The organism is Phocaeicola sartorii JCM 17136 = DSM 21941 (assembly GCF_054653615.1).
In genome coordinates, this window is record NZ_BAAIFW010000006.1 from 560,379 (window position 1) to 580,578 (window position 20,200).

General features: G+C 38.8%; 13 protein-coding genes. 6 read left to right on the forward strand and 7 right to left on the reverse strand.

Features of this window, described 5'->3' with window-relative positions; all coding sequences use genetic code 11:
• The 6 genes from ACYQ0C_RS19335 to ACYQ0C_RS19360 form a co-directional block, all read right to left on the reverse strand.
• Entirely contained in the window at nt 1–711 is a 711-nt protein-coding gene (locus ACYQ0C_RS19335; protein WP_016277375.1) for a phosphatase, read from the reverse strand.
• 48 nt (nt 712–759) lie between these two features.
• A complete protein-coding gene (gene priA, locus ACYQ0C_RS19340) occupies nt 760–3,222 on the reverse strand; it encodes a replication restart helicase PriA (RefSeq protein WP_016277374.1) in 2,463 nt (820 codons plus the stop codon).
• Between the two features lie 72 nt (nt 3,223–3,294).
• Complete coding sequence (locus ACYQ0C_RS19345; RefSeq protein ID WP_016277373.1) at nt 3,295–3,903, reverse strand: porin family protein; 609 nt, start codon at nt 3,901–3,903, stop codon at nt 3,295–3,297.
• A 165-nt stretch (nt 3,904–4,068) separates the two neighbouring features.
• Nucleotides 4,069–4,290, reverse strand: coding sequence for a DUF2795 domain-containing protein (locus tag ACYQ0C_RS19350; protein WP_002558131.1), 222 nt, complete (start codon nt 4,288–4,290; stop codon nt 4,069–4,071).
• Between the two features lie 71 nt (nt 4,291–4,361).
• Entirely contained in the window at nt 4,362–4,925 is a 564-nt protein-coding gene (locus tag ACYQ0C_RS19355; protein WP_016277372.1) for a cob(I)yrinic acid a,c-diamide adenosyltransferase, read from the reverse strand.
• Between the two features lie 8 nt (nt 4,926–4,933).
• Entirely contained in the window at nt 4,934–5,557 is a 624-nt protein-coding gene (locus ACYQ0C_RS19360) for a hypothetical protein (protein WP_016277371.1), read from the reverse strand.
• A 759-nt stretch (nt 5,558–6,316) separates the two neighbouring features.
• On the opposite strand from ACYQ0C_RS19360, the gene ACYQ0C_RS19365 reads away from it, so the two are divergent.
• The 6 genes from ACYQ0C_RS19365 to ACYQ0C_RS19390 all read left to right on the forward strand — a co-directional run bounded on the left by ACYQ0C_RS19365 (nt 6,317) and on the right by ACYQ0C_RS19390 (nt 15,995).
• Nucleotides 6,317–9,253, forward strand: coding sequence for a TonB-dependent receptor (locus ACYQ0C_RS19365; protein ID WP_016277370.1), 2,937 nt, complete (start codon nt 6,317–6,319; stop codon nt 9,251–9,253).
• A 27-nt stretch (nt 9,254–9,280) separates the two neighbouring features.
• Nucleotides 9,281–10,552: a hypothetical protein gene (locus ACYQ0C_RS19370; protein ID WP_016277369.1), complete on the forward strand. Its 1,272-nt coding sequence runs from the start codon at nt 9,281–9,283 to the stop codon at nt 10,550–10,552.
• 12 nt (nt 10,553–10,564) lie between these two features.
• Nucleotides 10,565–12,439 (forward strand): heparinase II/III domain-containing protein, encoded by a 1,875-nt coding sequence (locus ACYQ0C_RS19375; protein ID WP_016277368.1) that lies wholly within the window; start codon nt 10,565–10,567, stop codon nt 12,437–12,439.
• 12 nt (nt 12,440–12,451) lie between these two features.
• Nucleotides 12,452–13,651, forward strand: a complete 1,200-nt coding sequence (locus tag ACYQ0C_RS19380; protein WP_016277367.1) for a glycoside hydrolase family 88 protein — start codon at nt 12,452–12,454, stop codon at nt 13,649–13,651.
• 89 nt (nt 13,652–13,740) lie between these two features.
• On the forward strand, nt 13,741–15,528 hold the full coding sequence (locus tag ACYQ0C_RS19385; protein WP_016277366.1) for a glycoside hydrolase family 2 protein: 1,788 nt from the start codon (nt 13,741–13,743) through the stop codon (nt 15,526–15,528).
• Between the two features lie 17 nt (nt 15,529–15,545).
• On the forward strand, nt 15,546–15,995 hold the full coding sequence (locus ACYQ0C_RS19390; RefSeq protein WP_016277365.1) for a hypothetical protein: 450 nt from the start codon (nt 15,546–15,548) through the stop codon (nt 15,993–15,995).
• A 134-nt stretch (nt 15,996–16,129) separates the two neighbouring features.
• Here the strand turns inward: ACYQ0C_RS19390 and ACYQ0C_RS19395 are convergent, their stop codons facing one another.
• The gene (locus ACYQ0C_RS19395) at nt 16,130–20,071 is read right to left on the reverse strand and encodes a helix-turn-helix domain-containing protein (RefSeq protein ID WP_016277364.1); all 3,942 of its coding nucleotides are present in this window, start codon (nt 20,069–20,071) and stop codon (nt 16,130–16,132) included.
• Between the last annotated feature and the right edge of the window lie 129 nt (nt 20,072–20,200).

The following is a 20,200-nucleotide window of genomic DNA, read 5'->3' on the forward strand; positions in this document are numbered from 1 at the left end:
CTATAAATGGAGGTATTCTTTAAATGATTTTACATCACGGTTCATGATCAGCTCCTCGGGGAAACCGGTGAGCTGCAACAACTCATACAAGTTATCGTAACGGGCTATATCAAACGAAATATGCGCGTCACTTCCCAAGATGACCGGCACTTCATATTTCTTGCACAAACGGAGAATGGTGAGATTGTTCTCACGGGCATCGGGCTTGTTACGGGTGGGCTTTAAAGAACTGTTATTTATCTCCAATAAAGTATGGTGTTCTTTGGCCGCCACTACCATCGGTTCAAAATGCAACGCCGCCGTACCGTCTCCGGGATGGCTGATAATATGAATAAAAGGATTACGGATAGCCTGCACCATGCCGTGGGTGTTCTCGTCTATCGTACCATGTTTATAACATAGAGAGTGGATGCCCGCAATACGGATATCGAGCATCTTCATATAGTCCTCGTCCAAATCGAGGTTTCCCTGTCCATCCAGAATATTGATCTCAGCCCCCAACAATAGTTCGAGGCCATACATCCGGCGGGGAACCACATGCAAGTTTCTAAAATAAATAGGATGGCAAGTACCGGGGATACCGGGCGAATGTTCCGTTATCCCTAAAACTTTCAATCCCTTGCCGGCAGCAGCTTGCGCCATTTCCTGCAAAGTACTGAATGCATGCCCGCTGGCAATGGTGTGAGTATGTACGTCTAATTCTATCTTCATCTTTGTTCTTGTTTATCTTTTCTATGATCACCCCCTGCATGGGGCCGCTTATTGTGGATCTACATCATAATACACCAGCAGCGAACGGAAGCGTTCATCTTCCAATATGGCACGTTGCACGGCAAGCAAGTAATCACGCACCTTCGCCATAGAGGCAGTCTGCTCCACTTTCACAATCATTTTCTTTATAAATAAGGTCTGGATACGGGCAACCGGTGGTTTGTCCGGCCCTAGCACCCTGTCGCCCAAGCCGGAACGAAGTTGTGCCGCCATGGTGTCCGCCGCCAAATCCAGCACATCCTCTTTGCGGTGTTTCAGATATACATAAATCAAGCGATAGTAAGGCGGATATTTGAACATCTGCCGTTCTGCCAATTGGTCATAATACAACTGCTCGTAGTCATTATACATCACTTGATGAATAACGGGCAAGTCCGGCGATTTGGTCTGAAGGATAACCAGCCCTTGCTTATTTTTACGCCCGGCACGCCCTGCCACCTGGGCCATCAGTTGGAAAGCACGCTCATAGCTCCGGAAATCCGGGTAATTCAGCATGGTATCCGCATTCAAAATCCCCACCACACTGACATGGTCAAAATCCAAGCCTTTGGACACCATCTGGGTGCCAATCAGTATATCGGTCTTTCCCTGTTCAAAATCTGCGATAATTTTCTCGTATGCGGTACGGGTACGGGTGGTATCCAAGTCCATCCGGGCAACTTTCGCCTCGGGGAATATCAGTTTTATATCATCTTCTATACGCTCCGTTCCGAAACCGCGATGCATCAATTCCACTCCGCCGCACGCCGGGCAGGAACGGGGAACTTGATAGGTATATCCGCAGTAATGGCAAGTCAGCTGGTTCAGCCCCTTATGATACGTCAGGCTCACATCACAGTTCTTGCATTTAGGCACCCAGCCGCAGGTATGACATTCTATCATCGGAGCGAAACCGCGACGGTTCTGGAACAGGATCACTTGCTCCTTACGCTCCAATGCCTCTTTTATCTGCTTGACCAATGCCGGTGAGAAAGGTCCCTGCATCCGCTTCTGATGCGCCAGTTCCTTGATGTCAACCCGTTCTATATGAGGAAGCCGGATATCTTTATATCTTTCTTTTAATTCCACCAAGCCATATTTGCCGGAAGTGGCATTGAAATAGGTTTCCACACTGGGCGTAGCTGTTCCCAACAAGACCTTTGCCTTGAACATAGACGCCAGCATGATGGCCGAACTACGGGCATGGTAACGTGGGGCAGGGTCTTGCTGTTTATACGTATTCTCGTGTTCCTCATCTATGATGACCAGCCCCAAGTTACGAAAAGGCAAAAAGATAGAGGAACGAACTCCGAGAATCACATCATAACTCTCCTCTCCCAACTGTTTCTGCCAGATCTCCACCCGCTCGGCATCCGGGAACTTGGAATGATAAATACCCAGCCGATGCCCGAACACCCTTTTCAAACGTTGGGTAATCTGAGTGGTCAATGCGATTTCAGGAAGCAGATACAAGACTTGTTTTCCTGTTTTCAGCACTTCCTGAATAAGGTGGATATAAATTTCCGTCTTGCCGCTGGACGTGACGCCATGCAGAAGACACACATTTTTCTCTCTGAAGCATTGAAGAATGTTACTATAGGCCTGTTGCTGTGCAATATTCAGCGGATTTATATCACCGGTATCCCAGATCCCTTTATCCAACCGCCCTATCTCCTGATAATAAACCTCAAAGATTTTCTTTTCAACCAATCCGTTAAAAACGGCCGCAGAACCTCCCGACTTTTCAAACAACTCTTTCTTTGTCACTTCCTTTAAAGCATACCCCTTGGTTACCCAGCTGGATAATTCCACATACTTCATCAACATCATCAATTGCCTGGGAGCCCGTGACAGTTCATTGAACAACCTTTGCAAGTAAGCCTCATCCGCCTCTTCGTTCGCCAATTTCACCCTTGCCTCAGTACGTGGTTTATAGTTACGTTTCAGTTCCTCTTTGACAAAGATGGCCTCCTTGTCCAACAAAGACTTGATAACAGTCAGCACATTTTTCAGTCCGCTGGCCTTTTCCAACTGGGTTACGCACTGCTCTGTATCCCGGCTCAACAAATCCAGAATTTTCTGCTCTTTCTCCGGCAACGGTGCGGCGGCCTCAAAATCGGGATTATATTCCACCAGCGTTTCACTTTCCAATTTCATGCCCGAGGGGATAGCCGCCTTGTACACATCGCCCAATGTACAAAGATAATACTCCGCCAGCCATTGCCAGAACTCATACTGTTTTGGCAACAATATCGGAGATGAGTCCAGCACTTCAGCTATATCCTTCGTCTCATACCCTTCCGGGGCTGCATAATGCACATGGGTCACTATTGCCGTATAGAACTTTTTCTTTCCAAACGGAACAACGACCCGACAACCAATCTGTACCCTCTCTTCCATCTCTTGGGGAAGGGAATAAGTGTATTGGCTGGCAATAGGCAAGGGCACTATGACATCTACGAACTTTTTCATGGTGCAAAATTACAAAAAAGGAGGCATTCAGTGAAGAATGCCTCCTTTTTATCTTTTATTAAATAAGGTTGTCTAGAACAAGTATGCCAAAGAAACTTGCCAAGTGTTGTTCTTTATCTTCACATCCTGAGTAAGTGGTTTACCATCAAGGATTATATTAGAGTCAGCATAAAGAGTGGCAGTATGTCCCAAAGCAAAATTATAATTCAAGCCAAGCTGTAAATGGCGGATCAGTTTCACACCTGCCCCCACATTGAAGCTGGTGTTGTTCTTCTTCAGATCATAATTCATAAATCCTTTCTTATTACCAATATTGAAACCGAACTGAGGCCCGGCAGCAATATAAGCACCCAACATGCTTCCAAGTCCGAAAGACCATTTCAAATTTACCGGAATCTCAATCGTTTTCAGTTTTGCATCGGTGGAATATCCCTTTGCAGCCAGTTCTGTCTGTGAATACAAAGCCGCAACATCCGCACCAATCCCAATAATGGGCAGAGTGAATTCAGCCATCGGACCAATGAACCAACCGGTTTTATTATCTCCTTTTAAATCTGATTTCGAGAAACTAACCTTTGACAGGTTCAAACCACCCTTTACACCAAAGTGCAACTGAGCCTGAGCAGGAGCAGCCATCATCAAACATACAGCTACCATGAATACACTAATAATCTTTTTCATGTTTGTCTATTTTTAGTTTACGCCACAAAGATAAACACTTTTTCTCTGCTAAATGTTCAATTTATCAGGAAAGTTACATATCAACCTTCTTGACGAACCCTCCCTATAGATAAATAATCAAAATAAAAACGGACAGAACCAAAGATTCTGTCCGCTATGTTTTTTCTAATATTCCTCTTCGTTGAAAAAGAAATCCTCCTTGCTCGGATAATCCGGCCAAATGTCTTCTATACTTTCATAGATTTCGCCTTCATCTTCCATTTCCTGCAAATTTTCGATCACTTCCAACGGAGCACCCGAACGCATTGCATAGTCAATCAACTCATCCTTCGTAGCAGGCCAGGGAGCATCCTCTAACTTCGAGGCCAATTCTAATGTCCAGTACATAGTTTCCTTATTTTTAAAGTAAATACTTTTCTTTCGTTCTCTAATTAGTCGCAAAAGTATAATAAATTATTTCATTTGCAACTTTTATCCCAATAAATTTCTTCTGTTTTAGTTAATTGATTTAACTTTCGGGCCAAAATGAATAAATAATCAGATAAACGGTTGACAAATGCTGTTACACGGACATCTATGTCACATTCCTCAGCCAGCGCAAGAATGCGTCGTTCGGCACGACGGCACACCGTCCGGCAAATGTGCCCAACGGCTGCTCCACGATCACCTCCCGGCAGAATAAAAGCATTCAAAGGAGGAAGCTCATTGTCTATTACGTCAATAGCCTGCTCCAACATCCGGATATCTTCATCCTCTATACGACTTTCCATACGCAACTTGGTCTGTGCCTGATCCGTTGCCAGATACGAACCGACTGAGAATAATTTATTTTGTACATGAAAAATGATTTTCTTATCCTCCTCGTCCGCCAGATACGTTTGCAACAGTCCCAAATGGGAATTCAGTTCATCTACTGTGCCATAGGCCTCAAGCCGTATATGCGTTTTCGGCACCCGGGTTCCACCTACCAATGATGTGGTTCCCTTATCACCTGTTTTGGTGTATATCATACTTTTCTTCATGATTCCAGTTATAAGAAATTTACAATATAATGCTGTTTATACCTTGCTTTATCAAAAAAGACCAATCCTATGTCATATAAATCAAAAGTGATACCCGTCGACTCACTGGCTACAATTTGCTCCCACCATTTCCGTTTTTCCCTCGACTCATGAATTCCTCCGACAATAAAGCAGCTGCGAGGTCCGGCATAAGGAAGTACCAGTTCAAAAACTTCTTTATAAAAAGGAGTATGCCCTATATGCAGACAATCTAATGTATGCACCTCCGACAGTTTCTCCTCCAGTTGGCGAGAGGTCTTTGTCCAATCCCTGCCTTTCAAGGTGACGGAGTCCATAGTATGACACGCAGCCCGCATATATCCTATGGATGCCCCATTACCAATCCCCACTTCAATCAATGACTTTGGTCTGAAATAATTAACCAACCGGAATAGTAAACGGTTCACTTTTCTTCGATAATGTGGTAAATAAGCAGGAAATCCCCTTTCTTTCAATACCCGATAAGCATAGTAGTGATATTTTTCATAAACGACAGAAGTAATCAGAAAAAAATCAGACGGAGAGTGTACTCCGTAACCACAACGATGACGGAAACGACTGCACCAATTCCATATACGATGAAGAAAAAACATATTTCTCAGCTTTATTAAGTGACACAAAGATAAAAGATTACCCGACAATACCGAAATAAAATACTATTTTTATTTTATATACTGAAGATCAAACTCTTACATTTAAATTATAACTCGGTTCATGACCTGTACGCTTTGTCGAACAGGACAAAGGTAGCGATTATTTTAATCTAGCATCACTCTTCCTCAATTTTTTCTCCTCTCCAAAACCGCCATGAACTTCGAGAACTGCGGGAAGGTCGGTTCGCCCATGTAAGCGACGTAGAACTCCTTCTTGCCGCAGTCCTTATCGCCGGACACAACCATCGGATAGACTTTGCGGATTTTTTCTCGGCCTTCAGCGCGGCCGCTTTCTCCTTAATCTGGGCTTCCTACTCCAGCGTAAGATTCTTATCTTCCATTTTTGCGTGATATTTGGTTACAAAAAAGAATTGTATGCTTCTGTGAGAAAAGTTTATAGTTTTATGACTGCAAAGATACAAGTTCAAGTCCGTTGACTCTATTTTCTCTAACAACCAGCTAATTTTCAAATATTTCAAAGAACTATTGCGATTTTTTTAGTGGACACTAATGATATGCAAAAGGTATTTTGAAAGCTTTAAGATATACTCTTGACCAGATATTCTACATTTTCTGACCAGTTTTTAGTCGTTTTTGCCAATAAAAGGACAGTAATATATATATATTGCTTTTATTTTCAACATCTCCCAATTAATTAACCATTAAATTTGCGATATAACCATTAAATTTTATATGCTTATGAAGACAAGATTGCTTATCTTATTATTATTCCTATATGTAGGAGGAAATCTAGTGGCCCAAAATGCTACAATTACGGGTGTTGTCACAGATAATGAGACTAAAGACTTCTTAATTGGCGCAACTGTCATGCTAAAAGGGTCGAATAAGGGAACAATAACAGATGCCAATGGGCAATATACCTTATTTATACCTAAAGGCAAGCAGACAATCCAATTCTCTTTCATTGGATATCAGACACAAGACTTTGATATAGATCTTAAATCTAATGAAGTGAAGACACTGAACCTCGTTATGCGTCCGGATAATCATATGTTGAAGGAAGTAGTGATCAGTGCTCAAGCCAAAGGGCAGACAGCGGCAATTAAAAGTCAGTTAAATGCAACTGGTATTATGAATGCTGTATCTGAAGAAAAGTTGCATGAACTTCCTGATGTAAATGTTGCTGATGCTATTGGTCGTCTTCCCGGTTTAATGATCCAGCGTGATGGAGGAGAGGGTCAAAAAATCATCATACGTGGTTTGGATCCTAAGTATAACTCGATAGCTATTAACGGTATGAATGCGCCATCAACAAGTAGCACCGATCGGAGTACTGACTTGAATATGATTTCACCGGACATGATTGCTGGGGCTGAAGTATTGAAAGCCAGTACGGCCGACAAGGATGCCGACGGATTGGGAGGAACAGTAAACCTAATAATGAAAGATGCCCCAAGAGACTTCAAACTTAATGTAACCGGAGAAACAGGCTACCATTCACAAATTAATGGAATGGGGCGATATAAAGGTGGTATCATGGCGAGCAATCGATTTTTTAACGAAAGATTAGGTGTCATATTTACCGCAAGTGCTGACCAGACAGACCGGAGCAATGATACATTTAATGCAGCTTATAAAGTAAATGGCAATACGCCTACTCCTGGGTTTGATTACACGAAACCATGGATTACAGGGGTTAGTCTGGAATCAAATTTAGAAAAGCGTCAACGCTTTAATGTAAACCTGAATATGGATTTCGACTTGGGAAAAGGGTCTAAACTCAAAATGTCTAATCTCTTTAGTAGAATGAACAGAGATCGTGATATTCGTCAAAAACGTTATGATTTAGAAGGAACCCGATTGAGATTTCAACAAACAGACCGTAATTCACATAATACCAATATTACCAATATGTTGCAAGGCGATTTCAATGTTTTGGGAGCAACTTTGAATCTCGGAGTGGGACGTAGTAGCTCGCGCACAAGAACCCCATACGATCACCAAATGCAATTCCGGCTGAATGCCCCCTTTACAGCCGATATCGATGCATTATCTTATCAACCTCCTTATTTAATAGCTAATTCTAAATTCGTTAAAGAAGATGATCTTACACAATACTATCTGTATGAAACTATTTTTAACACAGAGTTTGCCAAAGAAACAGAATACAGTGCATGGCTAGATTTAAAGAAGCCTTTTAGTTTCGGCGAAAAGGTCAATGGATACATTAAAATCGGTGGAAAATTCCGTCAAAAAGAGAGAAGTCTTGAAACTGCTCGTAGATATAGACGTATGGATTTGTCTGAAGGAGCTGATCCGGTATTCGAGAATATGCCTGATTTAACTCCATCATCTTTCAAAAATACCTATATAGGTATCACTGATTTCTTAGACGCTGATTATAAGCCTCATGATTTTTTAAACAATAAGTATAAGGACTTATGCATTAATTTTGCACTGGATCATAATGCCATGAGAAACTTTTATAATATAAACCAAGATATATATGGTAAGATCCTTACTACAAAAATCCTAAAAGACTATGATGGGAATGAGAATCTTTGGGCAGGATATATTATGGGTGAAATAAATTTTGGCAAGTATGTTACATTTATACCAGGTGTACGCTATGATTTTTCTCACCTGAAGTACAATGCATACAGTGGCTCTAATGTTCCTGACAATGAAGAAAAAGAACATGAGTTTGAATATGAAAAGAGTAATGATTCCGACAAATATGGATATTGGCTACCACAAATCCATTTGCGTGTAAAGCCAACAAATTGGATGGACATCAGGCTGGCATACACTGAAACACTATCAAGACCTGATTATAATCTTCTTGCTCCACGAACAATCATAAAACCGAATGTGAATGAAGTAACATGGAGCCGTACTAATTTAAAGCCTGCTTTATCTCGAAATTATGATGTTATATTGACGTTCTATCAACCGGATTATGGGCTGTTTACTATTAGTGGATTTTATAAAGATATTAAAAACTTTACTTATACTCGCTCTGCCTATATGTTGAATGGTACAGTGACGGATCCTGCTAATTTTGACTTACCTATGAGTTTGTCAGGTGGTAGCATTACCTATCCTTTAAATAGTCCATATAATGCAACGTTGAAAGGATTGGAATTTGATTTGCAACTGCAGTTCCGCAAAATGAGGAATTTCATGAAAGGTGTGGTATTCAGTGCTAATCTTACCCTTATGGATTCTAAAATGAACTACTTTGAAACGTTGAAGTCAAGAATTAAAAATCCGGATTTTACTCCTGGAGGTACTGAGAAGCCATTCCTTCCAACCAACTCTGACATTATATATACAGACCGGTTGTTAAAGCAACCTTCCCTACTATTCAACGTTTCTTTGGGATATGATTACAAAAAATTCTCAGGCAGAATATCTTGCAACTATCAAGACGGAGTGTTGATTGCAGAACAGCACCGCCAAGATGCAGCTGATGTGGAATCTACGCGTCCATTCGTGAAATGGGATATGCAGTTGAAATATAGTTTGACCAGACAATTCTCTCTGTATGCTACTTTATCCAACTTTACACAATCTTCCGATCGTAAACGTCGTGATATAACGAACTATCCGTCCAGAGTTGAATACTATGGTTCGGCTGCATACATCGGCTTTAAATACGACATCTTTAAATAAACATTACTCCACTAAAACACTAAAGTTATGAAACTATATAAAATATATTCTAGAGCTATAGGATTACTTTTCGCATTATCACTCTTATGTGTCGGCTGCGAGAATGAAGATATACTCGATATTAATGATTTGGAAATCTCTCCAAGTAATCCTGAGAGTGTAATTATTGTAGAACCGGATGATGGTATTACGTCGGTCAACGCTTTAACCAAAGCTATTAATGAAAATGGAGATGCAACATATATATTGCGTCGTGACGGAGTTTACTATATGGAAGGCAAGAATGTCTTCAAACATAATGTTGTAATTAAGGCCGAAAATGGTTCTGGCAAAATGCCTATCATACAACCTATTTGTGACGCGCAAGGAGCCTTAAATGCTGATATGATCCGTTTGGAAGGTAACGCCACTTTTGAGAATATCTATATCATAGGTAAAGATGCGGCAACTGGTAATCTCATGCAGCGTTTATTTCGTATTGACGAATCAAATGTGAGACTAAAATTTGACAATTGTTTTATTGACCATTGCAGGAACTTCTGTATTCGTACTGACAATGTCAATAATAAAATTTATCTGAATAACTCTACCATCCGTAATTTAGCTCTCACAAGTGATCCAGCCAATGGCAGATTGATAGATTCACGTGGAAACGAGCAAGATAGTATTGTTATCAATAATTGCTATGTTTATAATAACACTGCCCATATTGTACGATTTGACAATGTAGTCACAAACTATTTTGGAATTAAGCACAGTACATTCTATAATGTTGGGCACCATATACAAATAAACTATGCTATCAAAGTTGAAATAGAGAACAATATTTTCGCTAATGTAGGGTGGAAATCGAGTGCCGAAAGTAATGTGTTTTGGCAAATTTCAATACCCAAGAAAGATGAACGTGCTCAGGATATTAGTATGAGTATTTGCAATAACAATTTATTTTTCTCTGAGGAATTTGAAAGACTGTTTGCCAAATACCCACAGAATTTGAAGCGTACTACACTCTCTGACGATGGCTATCAACTGATAGAAGAAGGTAAACTGACTTTTAAAGATAATTTCTCGGAAGTACTGACTTTTGATTATCCGCCTGTTTTGCCAATGGAATATATTGACAAGTTTTTTGAGAATATGGGAAGTAATATGTCCAAATGGGCAGATCTTCCATTTTATGTTGACGAAGACGGAGTAGAAGGTATTGAAGCAGGAAAGACATTCACATTTCATTATTCAACCTCTTCCAAATCAGCAACAGCTTCCACAACCCAAGGACCTATTGGAGCATCGTTTTAAAACTAAAAGAAAATGAAGAATATACTATTTATATTTTTAGCAGTGTTATACTCTGCTTGCATATCGGCTCAAGAAGGAGATAGTAAGAAGGTTAAAGACAGAGTACATCCCTATCTGATAATGACAACAGAAGATGAATCTGTCATCCGTTCTGCTATACAAACAGATGGAGTGTGGAAGGAATATCATGCCATCATGCTAGAAGAGGCCGACAATATTCTTGGCAAGCCTAATTGCCAAAGAGTTATTCTCGGCAGAAGATTGCTTGAAGTGTCGCGTGAATGTTTGCGCAGGACGTTACTTTTAGGATATGCCTACAGAATGACTGGTGAAGTGAAATATGCCAAACGGGCAGAAAGTGAATTAGACAATGCCGCAGATTTTGTTGATTGGAATCCATCTCACTTTCTGGATGTAGCTGAAATGACTACAGCTATGGCTATCGGATATGACTGGCTTTACAATTTTATCAGTGATCAAACTAAACTTAAAATAGAAAAAGCTATAGAAACCAAAGGTTTGAATCCATCATTAGACAGCCAATATAATAGCTGGCTCTATCGAAATAATAATTGGAATCAGGTATGTAATGGAGGAATAACACTTGGTGCCTTGGCTATTTATGATAAAATTCCAACTCTTGCTGAAGAGTTGATCAATCGGGCTGTTCAGTCTGTTAAACGACCTATGTCCGTGTATGCGCCTGATGGTGCGTATGCCGAAGGCTATTCCTATTGGGGATATGGAACGACTTACAACCTCCTCTTAATTGATGCTTTGGAAAATGTTATGGGAACAGATTATAATCTTTCTCAGGAACCAGGTTTCTTGAATACTGGAAAGTTTATCCAGAACATGTTACTTTCTGATGGCAAATCCTTCAACTATGGAGACTGTTCATCATCTGGTCGCGTAAGTCCTGCTATGTTTTGGTTTGCTGATAGGACTGCCGATAAAGATATACTTTGGAGTGAGAAATACCAGTTTAGCCTGTCTTCTAAAAAGAGTATCAGGTCCTATCGATATGCTGTACTGGCTCTGATATGGGGCGCTTCCACTTCTATGGATAATCTGCCTAAACCAACTCAAAGAATGTGGGTATCGAGTAAAACAACCACTCCTGTTGCCCTTATGCGGACTACTTGGGATTATCAACATGGATTATCCATTGCGCTCAAGGGAGGGACAGCACAATCAGGACACACACATTTGGATGCCGGTTCTTTTATCTTTATCAGTAAGGACACTCGCTGGAGCACGGATTTAGGTCCTCAGGATTACAACTCATTAGAATCCAAAGGCATTGATTTGTGGAATAAGAGTCAGGAATCTGATCGTTGGAAAGTGTTTAGATACAATAACCTGGCTCATAATACACTTTCTTTTGACAATAAATATCAAAATGTGAATGGTTATGCAACGATTACAGATTTTTCGGATAATGAAAACTACATGTATGCTATTGCAGATCTTACAAAGATATACGAAGGTCAAGCAAAGGAAGTAAAAAGAGGAGTAGCTATCGTTGATTCTCACTACGCCGTTGTTAGGGATGAAGTAAAGACATTGGGACAGCCTACTGTTATTCGCTGGAATATGGTGACGGAAGCTCAACCTGCTATTATAGGAGAGCATACAATACAACTATCCCAGAATGGAGAAAAACTGTTATTGGAGGTGGAATCTCCGGCAAAGGTCAGAATGAAAACTTGGAGTGCGACATCACCCAACAGTTGGGATGCTAAAAATCCGGGGGTGACGTTCGTTGGGTTTGAAGCTGAACTGCGGCCCAATACAACAGAAGTATTACAAGTTAAACTCATACCGGAAGGTAATTTCGATTCCAGCAAAGAAATAATGCCGTTAACTGATTGGAAAAATAACTAACAATAAAACTATATGAAGAAAAAGATATTGATTTTGGCAGGACTAGTAATAGGACTACTCTTATCATCATGCAATAATAATAGTAATGATATGATGAGTTCTGTGATAGAAAAAGGATTAAAACGTAGCATTGAACAGTCTGAATTTATGGCTGCCAGTCTGATGGATCAGCCTGACAGGCTTCCAAAAACTACAGAGAAAGACGGAACTCTTGTTACGTCAGATACGCATTGGTGGTGTAGTGGTTTTTTTTCAGGAACTTTATGGATGCTTTATGAAGCTACCGGGAATGAGACACTGAAAAAATATGCAGAAAACTATACGATGCGTATTGAAAAGGAGCAATATGCTTTAGATACGCATGATTTAGGCTTTATGATGAACTGTAGTTTTGGAAATGGCTACAGAATAACAGGAAATGAAAACTATAAAAAAATCCTGTTACAAAGTGCCCGGTCATTGGCAACACGCTATAACGAAAATATAGGAGTTATTCGTTCATGGGATAATAAGCCTAAATGGATGTATCCTGTAATTATTGACAATTTAATGAATTTGGAACTATTAGAAAATGCATATAAATTATCACAGGACTCATTGTTTGATAAGATTGCAAACAGCCATGCTACGATAACTATAACAAATCATTTTCGTCCGGATTATAGTTCATGCCATGTTGTAGATTATGATACCATAACTAATAAAGCGCTCAAGATGGATACCCATCAAGGATATTCAAGTACTTCGGCATGGGCACGTGGACAAGCATGGGGATTGTATGGCTATACAATGATGTATAGAGAAACCCAGAACGAAAAATATCTTCAGCAAGCCATTAACATTGCGAAGTTTATCTTGCACCACCCAAACCTTCCGGAAGACAAGATACCTTATTGGGATTTTGATGCACCTAATATTCCGGACGAACCGCGGGATGCTTCTGCTGGAGCTATCATAGCATCCGCTCTGTTAGAATTGGGTCAATACGTCAATGATGATAAGCTTTCTAAAGAATATCAGTCTGTAGCCGCTCAACAACTGAGAACACTCTCGTCAGACGAGTACCTGGCGGCTCCCCGGACAAATGGTGGGTTTATTCTTAAGCATTCTGTGGGGAATAAACCTCGAAACAGTGAAGTTGATGCTCCACTTACGTATGCCGATTATTATTATGTAGAAGCGTTACTCAGATATAAGAAACTGTTGCAATAGGTATTCGGCCAATTATATAAGAATGCGGGTTAGGACGGTTAAGACAATCCAACCTGCATTTTATTTATAAACAACACTTAATAGCTACCATGAAAAAGAAATTGGTTTATTTGTTTTTACTATTATGGGTCTGCTGCAATCAAGTACAGATTGCACGTGCCCAGTTTGCTATGACAAACGTATATGGACGGAAATATGTACTATTAAATGGGAAATGGGATGTAATCATAGATCCTTATCTGCATGGGCATAAAGACTCTATCTATAAGGATAAACCTTTAAAAAGTAAGTCCGATTTCAAAGAATATGCTTTTGAAGGAGGAGTGCGGCTTAATGTACCGGGTGACTGGAATTCTCAATATCCGGAATTAAAATATTATGAAGGTACAGTATGGTACGCAAGGCATTTCAGTATAAAAAGGAATTCTGACGAAAATGTATTTCTATATTTCGGGGCAGTAAATTACCAATGCACTGTATATCTGAATGGAACCAAAGTGGGGGGACATGAAGGAGGATTTACTCCATTTCAGATAAATGTAACAGACTGTATTGTTTCTGGAGACAATTTTCTTGTATTGGAGGTTAATAACTATAGAAATAAAGATGCGATACCTGCTTTACTCTATGACTGGTGGAACTATGGTGGCATAACTCGGGATGTTATGATTGTGAAAACTCCCCAACTCTATATTGACCATTATTTTATACAGTTAGACAAATATAAGCCGGATCTGATTCATGTCAAAGTGCAACTTTCTGAAAAGCGTATAAATGAAAATATCCGAATTACTATTCCCGCTTTAAATGTACTTCGACAGTTGAGCACAGATAGTACAGGTATGGCGCAGGCTTCCATAAAAGTTAAGCGGTTACAACGTTGGTCACCGCAAACGCCCCAGCTATATCAGGTTCAACTGGCTACTCGCAGCGATACTATTAAAGAGGAACTCGGATTTAGAAATCTTTATGTCAAAGGGAAACAAATTTATCTGAATGGTAATCCTGTTTTTATGAAGGGTATCAGTTTTCATGAAGAAATAGCTCAGAGACAAGGTAGAGCTTTCTCTCAGCAAGACGCAGTAACTCTGTTATCCGAAGCAAAGGCATTGGGAGCAAATTTGATACGACTGGCACATTATCCTCAAAATGAATACATCGTAAGACTGGCTGAAAAAATGGGGTTCATGCTTTGGGAAGAAATACCACTTTGGCAAAATATAGATTTCACTAATAAAGCAACTTTGCAGAAAGCATTGACTATGCATACTGAAATGATAATGAGAGATAGAAACAGATGTGCTTTGACATTTTGGGGAATTGCTAATGAAACCAGTCCCTCCAAGTCGCGCAACAGTTTTCTAAAAGAAATTATAAATAATTGTCAAAAGATGGACACCACCCGTTTACTTACTGCTGCTTTTGATAAGGTGAAGTGGAATGGTGATACCCAAACATTTGAGTTGGAGGATACACTTACAGAATATCTGGACGTTATATCTATTAATAAATACATGGGATGGTATCATCCGTGGCCAATCAAGCCGTCTGAAATTAGCTGGAACATCTGTCCTGATAAACCGCTTTTTATTTCCGAATTTGGCGGAGAAGCATTATACGGCCAGTCTGGAGATGCTACAGTAGCGAGTTCTTGGAGTGAAGAATATCAGGAACAGCTGTATAAGGACAATTTAGAAATGTTTATCTCTATTCCTAATTTGACAGGTATAGCCCCTTGGATTTTGTTTGATTTTCGTTCTCCTTATCGTTTTCATCCGCTCAATCAAAATGGTTGGAATCGAAAAGGGTTAATTTCAGATCAAGGATATCGCAAAAAAGCATGGTATGTGATAAATGAATTCTATAAAAGACATTAACTTTTAAACATCTCACAATGAATATCCATATACTTTTTTTACTGAGTGTTGCAACTATTGCACAAGTATCAATTGTGACGGCACAGCCTACGCCTAGAGTCAATATTTTGTTTTGTGTAGCTGATGATGCAGGTCACATGAGTGCTTATGGAGTTCCATGGATAAATACACCAGCATTTGATACCGTGACTCGCAATGGACTTTTATTTAATAAAAAGGATCCTAATTGCATGGTCAATTTGATTCAAAAGAAGGAACATACTTGCATAAAAGATAGAATGGAAGAAGAAATGACCAGACGATTATTGGATCAAAAAGATCCGCGAATGTATAATAAGGGGGATATTTTTGATAAATATCCGGACACCAGCGAAGCCCATGACTTTTGGCACAGGATAAGGAACGGAGAACGAGTACCGACAGATTGGATTAATATTTCTGATTTTGAAGAAGACTTTCCACAATAAGAGCTTTTCTTGTAAAAAAAGAAAATAAAAGAGTATCTATATGATATTTCATCCGCAGATGACACAGATCTATAATAGTAAATAATTGCTATATCTGAAGAATATCTGCGGATATCAAACTGGTTATTCTGTTCCTATATCTTTTTCTGAATAGAATATTGTTTCGGAGTCATACCAAACTCTTTCTTAAAGCTTTGCCCGAAATAGCGTTGATCTGAATATCCAACCATATAACATATTTCTGAAACAGGATGGGAAGTTTGTTTTAGCAGCTCTGCTGCCCGTCGCATGCGCCTTTTTCTGATTAAATCACTTGGTGACAAATTTGTGATTTCCATAGTTCTTCGATATAAAGTAGAGCGGCTTATATTTAATAAACTAGCCAATTTATCAATATTAAACTCGACATCTGCTATGTTATCTTCTATAACGTTGATGATATTAGCAACGAATTTGTCGTCATCTGATGTGATAAGTACTTCTTTAGGATCCATAATCAACTCTTTCCGAATGTTCTCTTTGATTGCTGTACGTACATCAAGTAGCTGTCTTATTCTTGCATCCAGGCTAGCTACATTGAATGGTTTTGCAATAAACACATCAGCCCCTGCTTCATATACCTTCTGCTCCGTTATTTCAGAAGAAAGTGAGGAAATGAAAATGACGGGTATTGCTGATAATATCTGGTATTCCTTCATTTTGCGACATAACTCAAATTTATAATCGTCTTCTTTTACCACATCAAAAATAACTAGAGAAGGTGTTTTGTCGAGTATGTGCTTTATGCCGGTAGCAGCTGTGTTTAGTGATACGTTAAACTTATGTTGGAAAACAGACTTTATGAAGAGGTCTATGTCTTTGTCTCCCTCATACAGATAAATCACTGGCAAAGTTTTATCCGAATCAATATTCAATTCATCCACAGTTCTATCTTTTTGAACAGTTACAGGTAATAACAGTGATACAGATTGTGCTTTATCCAATGTTTTCATTTCTCTTACACTATAATGGGAGTCGCCTAATAACAAGTCGAAAGTATATTCCCTCATCCGGTTTTCTTCGATATTACGTATGGATAGTTCGCTATGATGCACTTTTAGATAATCGTATGCAATGAAAAAGCGAGTATTTAACTCTTGTACATTAGACTCGCCTTCTCCACTTCGGGATGCAATAATACTTACGTTCAGCCTGTAATCATGGGAGTCAAGCATATATTTCACCTCAAGCCTACCATTATCTATTATATAGGAAATAGCATCTTCCATAATATTATATAGAGCTACTTCTATCTTAGTAATGTCTATGATAGTTGTAACAGAAGTCACGTTTCCTTCTATTGAATAAGTTATATGTTTGGTGGCAAACTCATCTAGAAATAAATTACAAATTTCTTGGATAACAGGAATAACATCCACTTTTGATAACTGTACATCATATTCTCCCAAGGATACTTTTTTGAACTCCATCAACTTCGATACTTGTTCCGACAGTTTGAATACATTGCCTGACATCGTATGTAACATACGCTTAATATCTGTATTTGTCAGCTGATCATAATTTTTTAGTAAATATTGCAGAGGCGCATAAATCAGAGTTAAGGGTACCTTAAAACCATATGACAAACGAGTGTAATAGTCTAATTTCCACTTAGACAAAGCATCCTTGTGCCGCAATTTAGAACCTAAATTAAAGTTTCGGACAACTAATAGTAAAATGCCTGCAACTATGGTTACATATAAGGAGTAGGCCCACCAAGTTCTCCATGGTGCCTTTTCTACCACAATCTCAATAGTCCGTATATTGTCCATCCAGATACCCGAAGCATTAGTTGATTTTACTTTAAAAGTGTATGTGCCGGGAGTTAAATTGGAATAAGAAGCGTTATTTCTTGATGCGTCTGTAATAATCCAATCTTTATCAAAGTCCTCTAACATATAGGCATATTCTATTTTTAGCGGATCTTTATAATAAAGAGAACTGAAAGACAAGGAAAATTGAGTGTCTTTATACGATAGCACTAACTTGCCCGAATTATTAATCTCGTGCAAGCGATTTTTCTTCTCATCGGAAAAACTCTCTTTATTCAGCAGTTTTATGCCGGATATATAGACATTATGCGGATAAGTGTCTGGTGTCAATTGAGTAGGATTAAAAAAGTTGAGTCCATTTACTCCTCCTATGAATATTTCTCCATTGCGGTTGACGCATGTTCCCAAAATATACCATGTCTTTACAATATCTTGATTTACATTCAATTCATAATAGACAATCAAATCTTCTAGATTGATTTTATAAATACCGTGTAAACTAACCGCCCATACATTCTCCATATTATCCTGTATAATAGCCCCAATATAGGAACTCTTTCTTGAATATGGGAATTCTAATCTGGTAAACTTATCTTGCTCAATGTGGTATCTATATAATCCGTTTGCTGTTCCGGCCCATATTCTTTTTTGATGGTCTATATATATTGCCGTTATCCACGATCCACCAAACATATTTCTAGGGTATAATTTTGTACTTATAACTTTCAAATCATCGTCCAGTTGTAGGCGATATAACCCATCATTGTCTGATGAAAGCCAAATGTCTCCATTGCTGTCCCTACAAATGGCTCTGTGTTTGCCTTTCACCTTTTCCGGATAGTCTAATCTGGTGAATATGCCGGTTGAAGCATTGATGCTACCAGCCCCACCTTCGGAGAATGCAAGCCAGATATTATTGTAATAGTCTTTAAATATGGAACGTACATATCGCATTCCATATCGCTCTAATGCAACATTCAGTAATTGATCGTCATAAAAAAGGCATCTTCCCGAATCGAAAAATTTGATTGCGTTTTTTGTGCTGATCAAAAAGGTTTGATCTTTGAATTTGGTAATGCACTGTATTTTGTTACCAGCCATTATGTCATTTGTATTTCTCCGGTCAACATATCGCGTAATAGTATAGTCATTTTTATTGTTCCACTTTATCTTATTAATTCCATTGGATGTGGCCAACCATAAATAATCATCGTCACAGTATATGGAAGAAATAATATTGCTGGATGGAACATTCTTTCCATTTTTACTATGCTTGATGGCATGAAAGTTGGAGGACTCATCATTGTATAAATATACTCCCTCTAATGTACATATCCAAATTCTGGATTTCTTGTCTTTATAAATTTTACTAATCGTGTTTTTCAGTTCGCTATCTCCTGATTTATCTATTAATAATTTATTTTTCAAGACTGCCTTTCCGCTATGGTCATATTCGTATATGGAAATACCATATCCCCTGGTTCCCACCCACACTTGATTTGCATATTCGAAGAAAGAGATAACTTCATGATTATAGGCTATATGCTCAAATCCCGATATTCCCATAGAATCCAAAGTATCTATGTTACTATATAATATTTCTTCGCCACGGCATATCCATAGTTTATTACGGCTATCAATAAATAATTGAACAATTTTGTCTCCACTATATAAAGTATTGCTCTTCGTTTTACCGTCATTTTCAATATGAATGATCACCAAACCTGATTCTGTGCCCAATAAGGCTTCTTGATTGCCATAAATCACCATAGAGGTAATATGATTATTCAGTGATTCCTTATATATGGTTATTTTGTGGATGAAATTCCAGTGATAGTCAAAAAGGAAAACCTCTCTGTCTGTAGCTACAACTTGATAATCACTGTTACACTGATAAGCTATAATATTTTGGGATTTCAACAATGGAGAACAAAGATCACATTGGTTATTTATATAGTTGTAGGCATAAAGTCCTTCATTAGTTCCTATATACAATGTTGTTTTTCTGTGGCTTAAGAAATTAACATAACGGTCGCTTATCATTGAATGAATTAATGGCTGAAGAGAATAACCATCAAAAAGAAAAACGCCGTTATCCAAGCCTAACCACATAAAGCCTAACGTATCTTGTTCAATAGAAGTAATTGTATTATAGAAAAAGTTTCCTTTAAAATCAAAAGACTTTATGTTTTGTGCCATTCCATAAAATGGATAGGACAGCAAAATGCACAATAGTACCAAGATAACTTTACTAATATGTTTCATAGTATACTCAGCTAAAAAACTTTACATATAGGATAGTCGCCTTTATCACACCTATATCTCTTCAGGCTTCTACTAATATGCTATTTCCTATTAAGAAAACAAATCTACTAATTTATATTGTTTCATGTG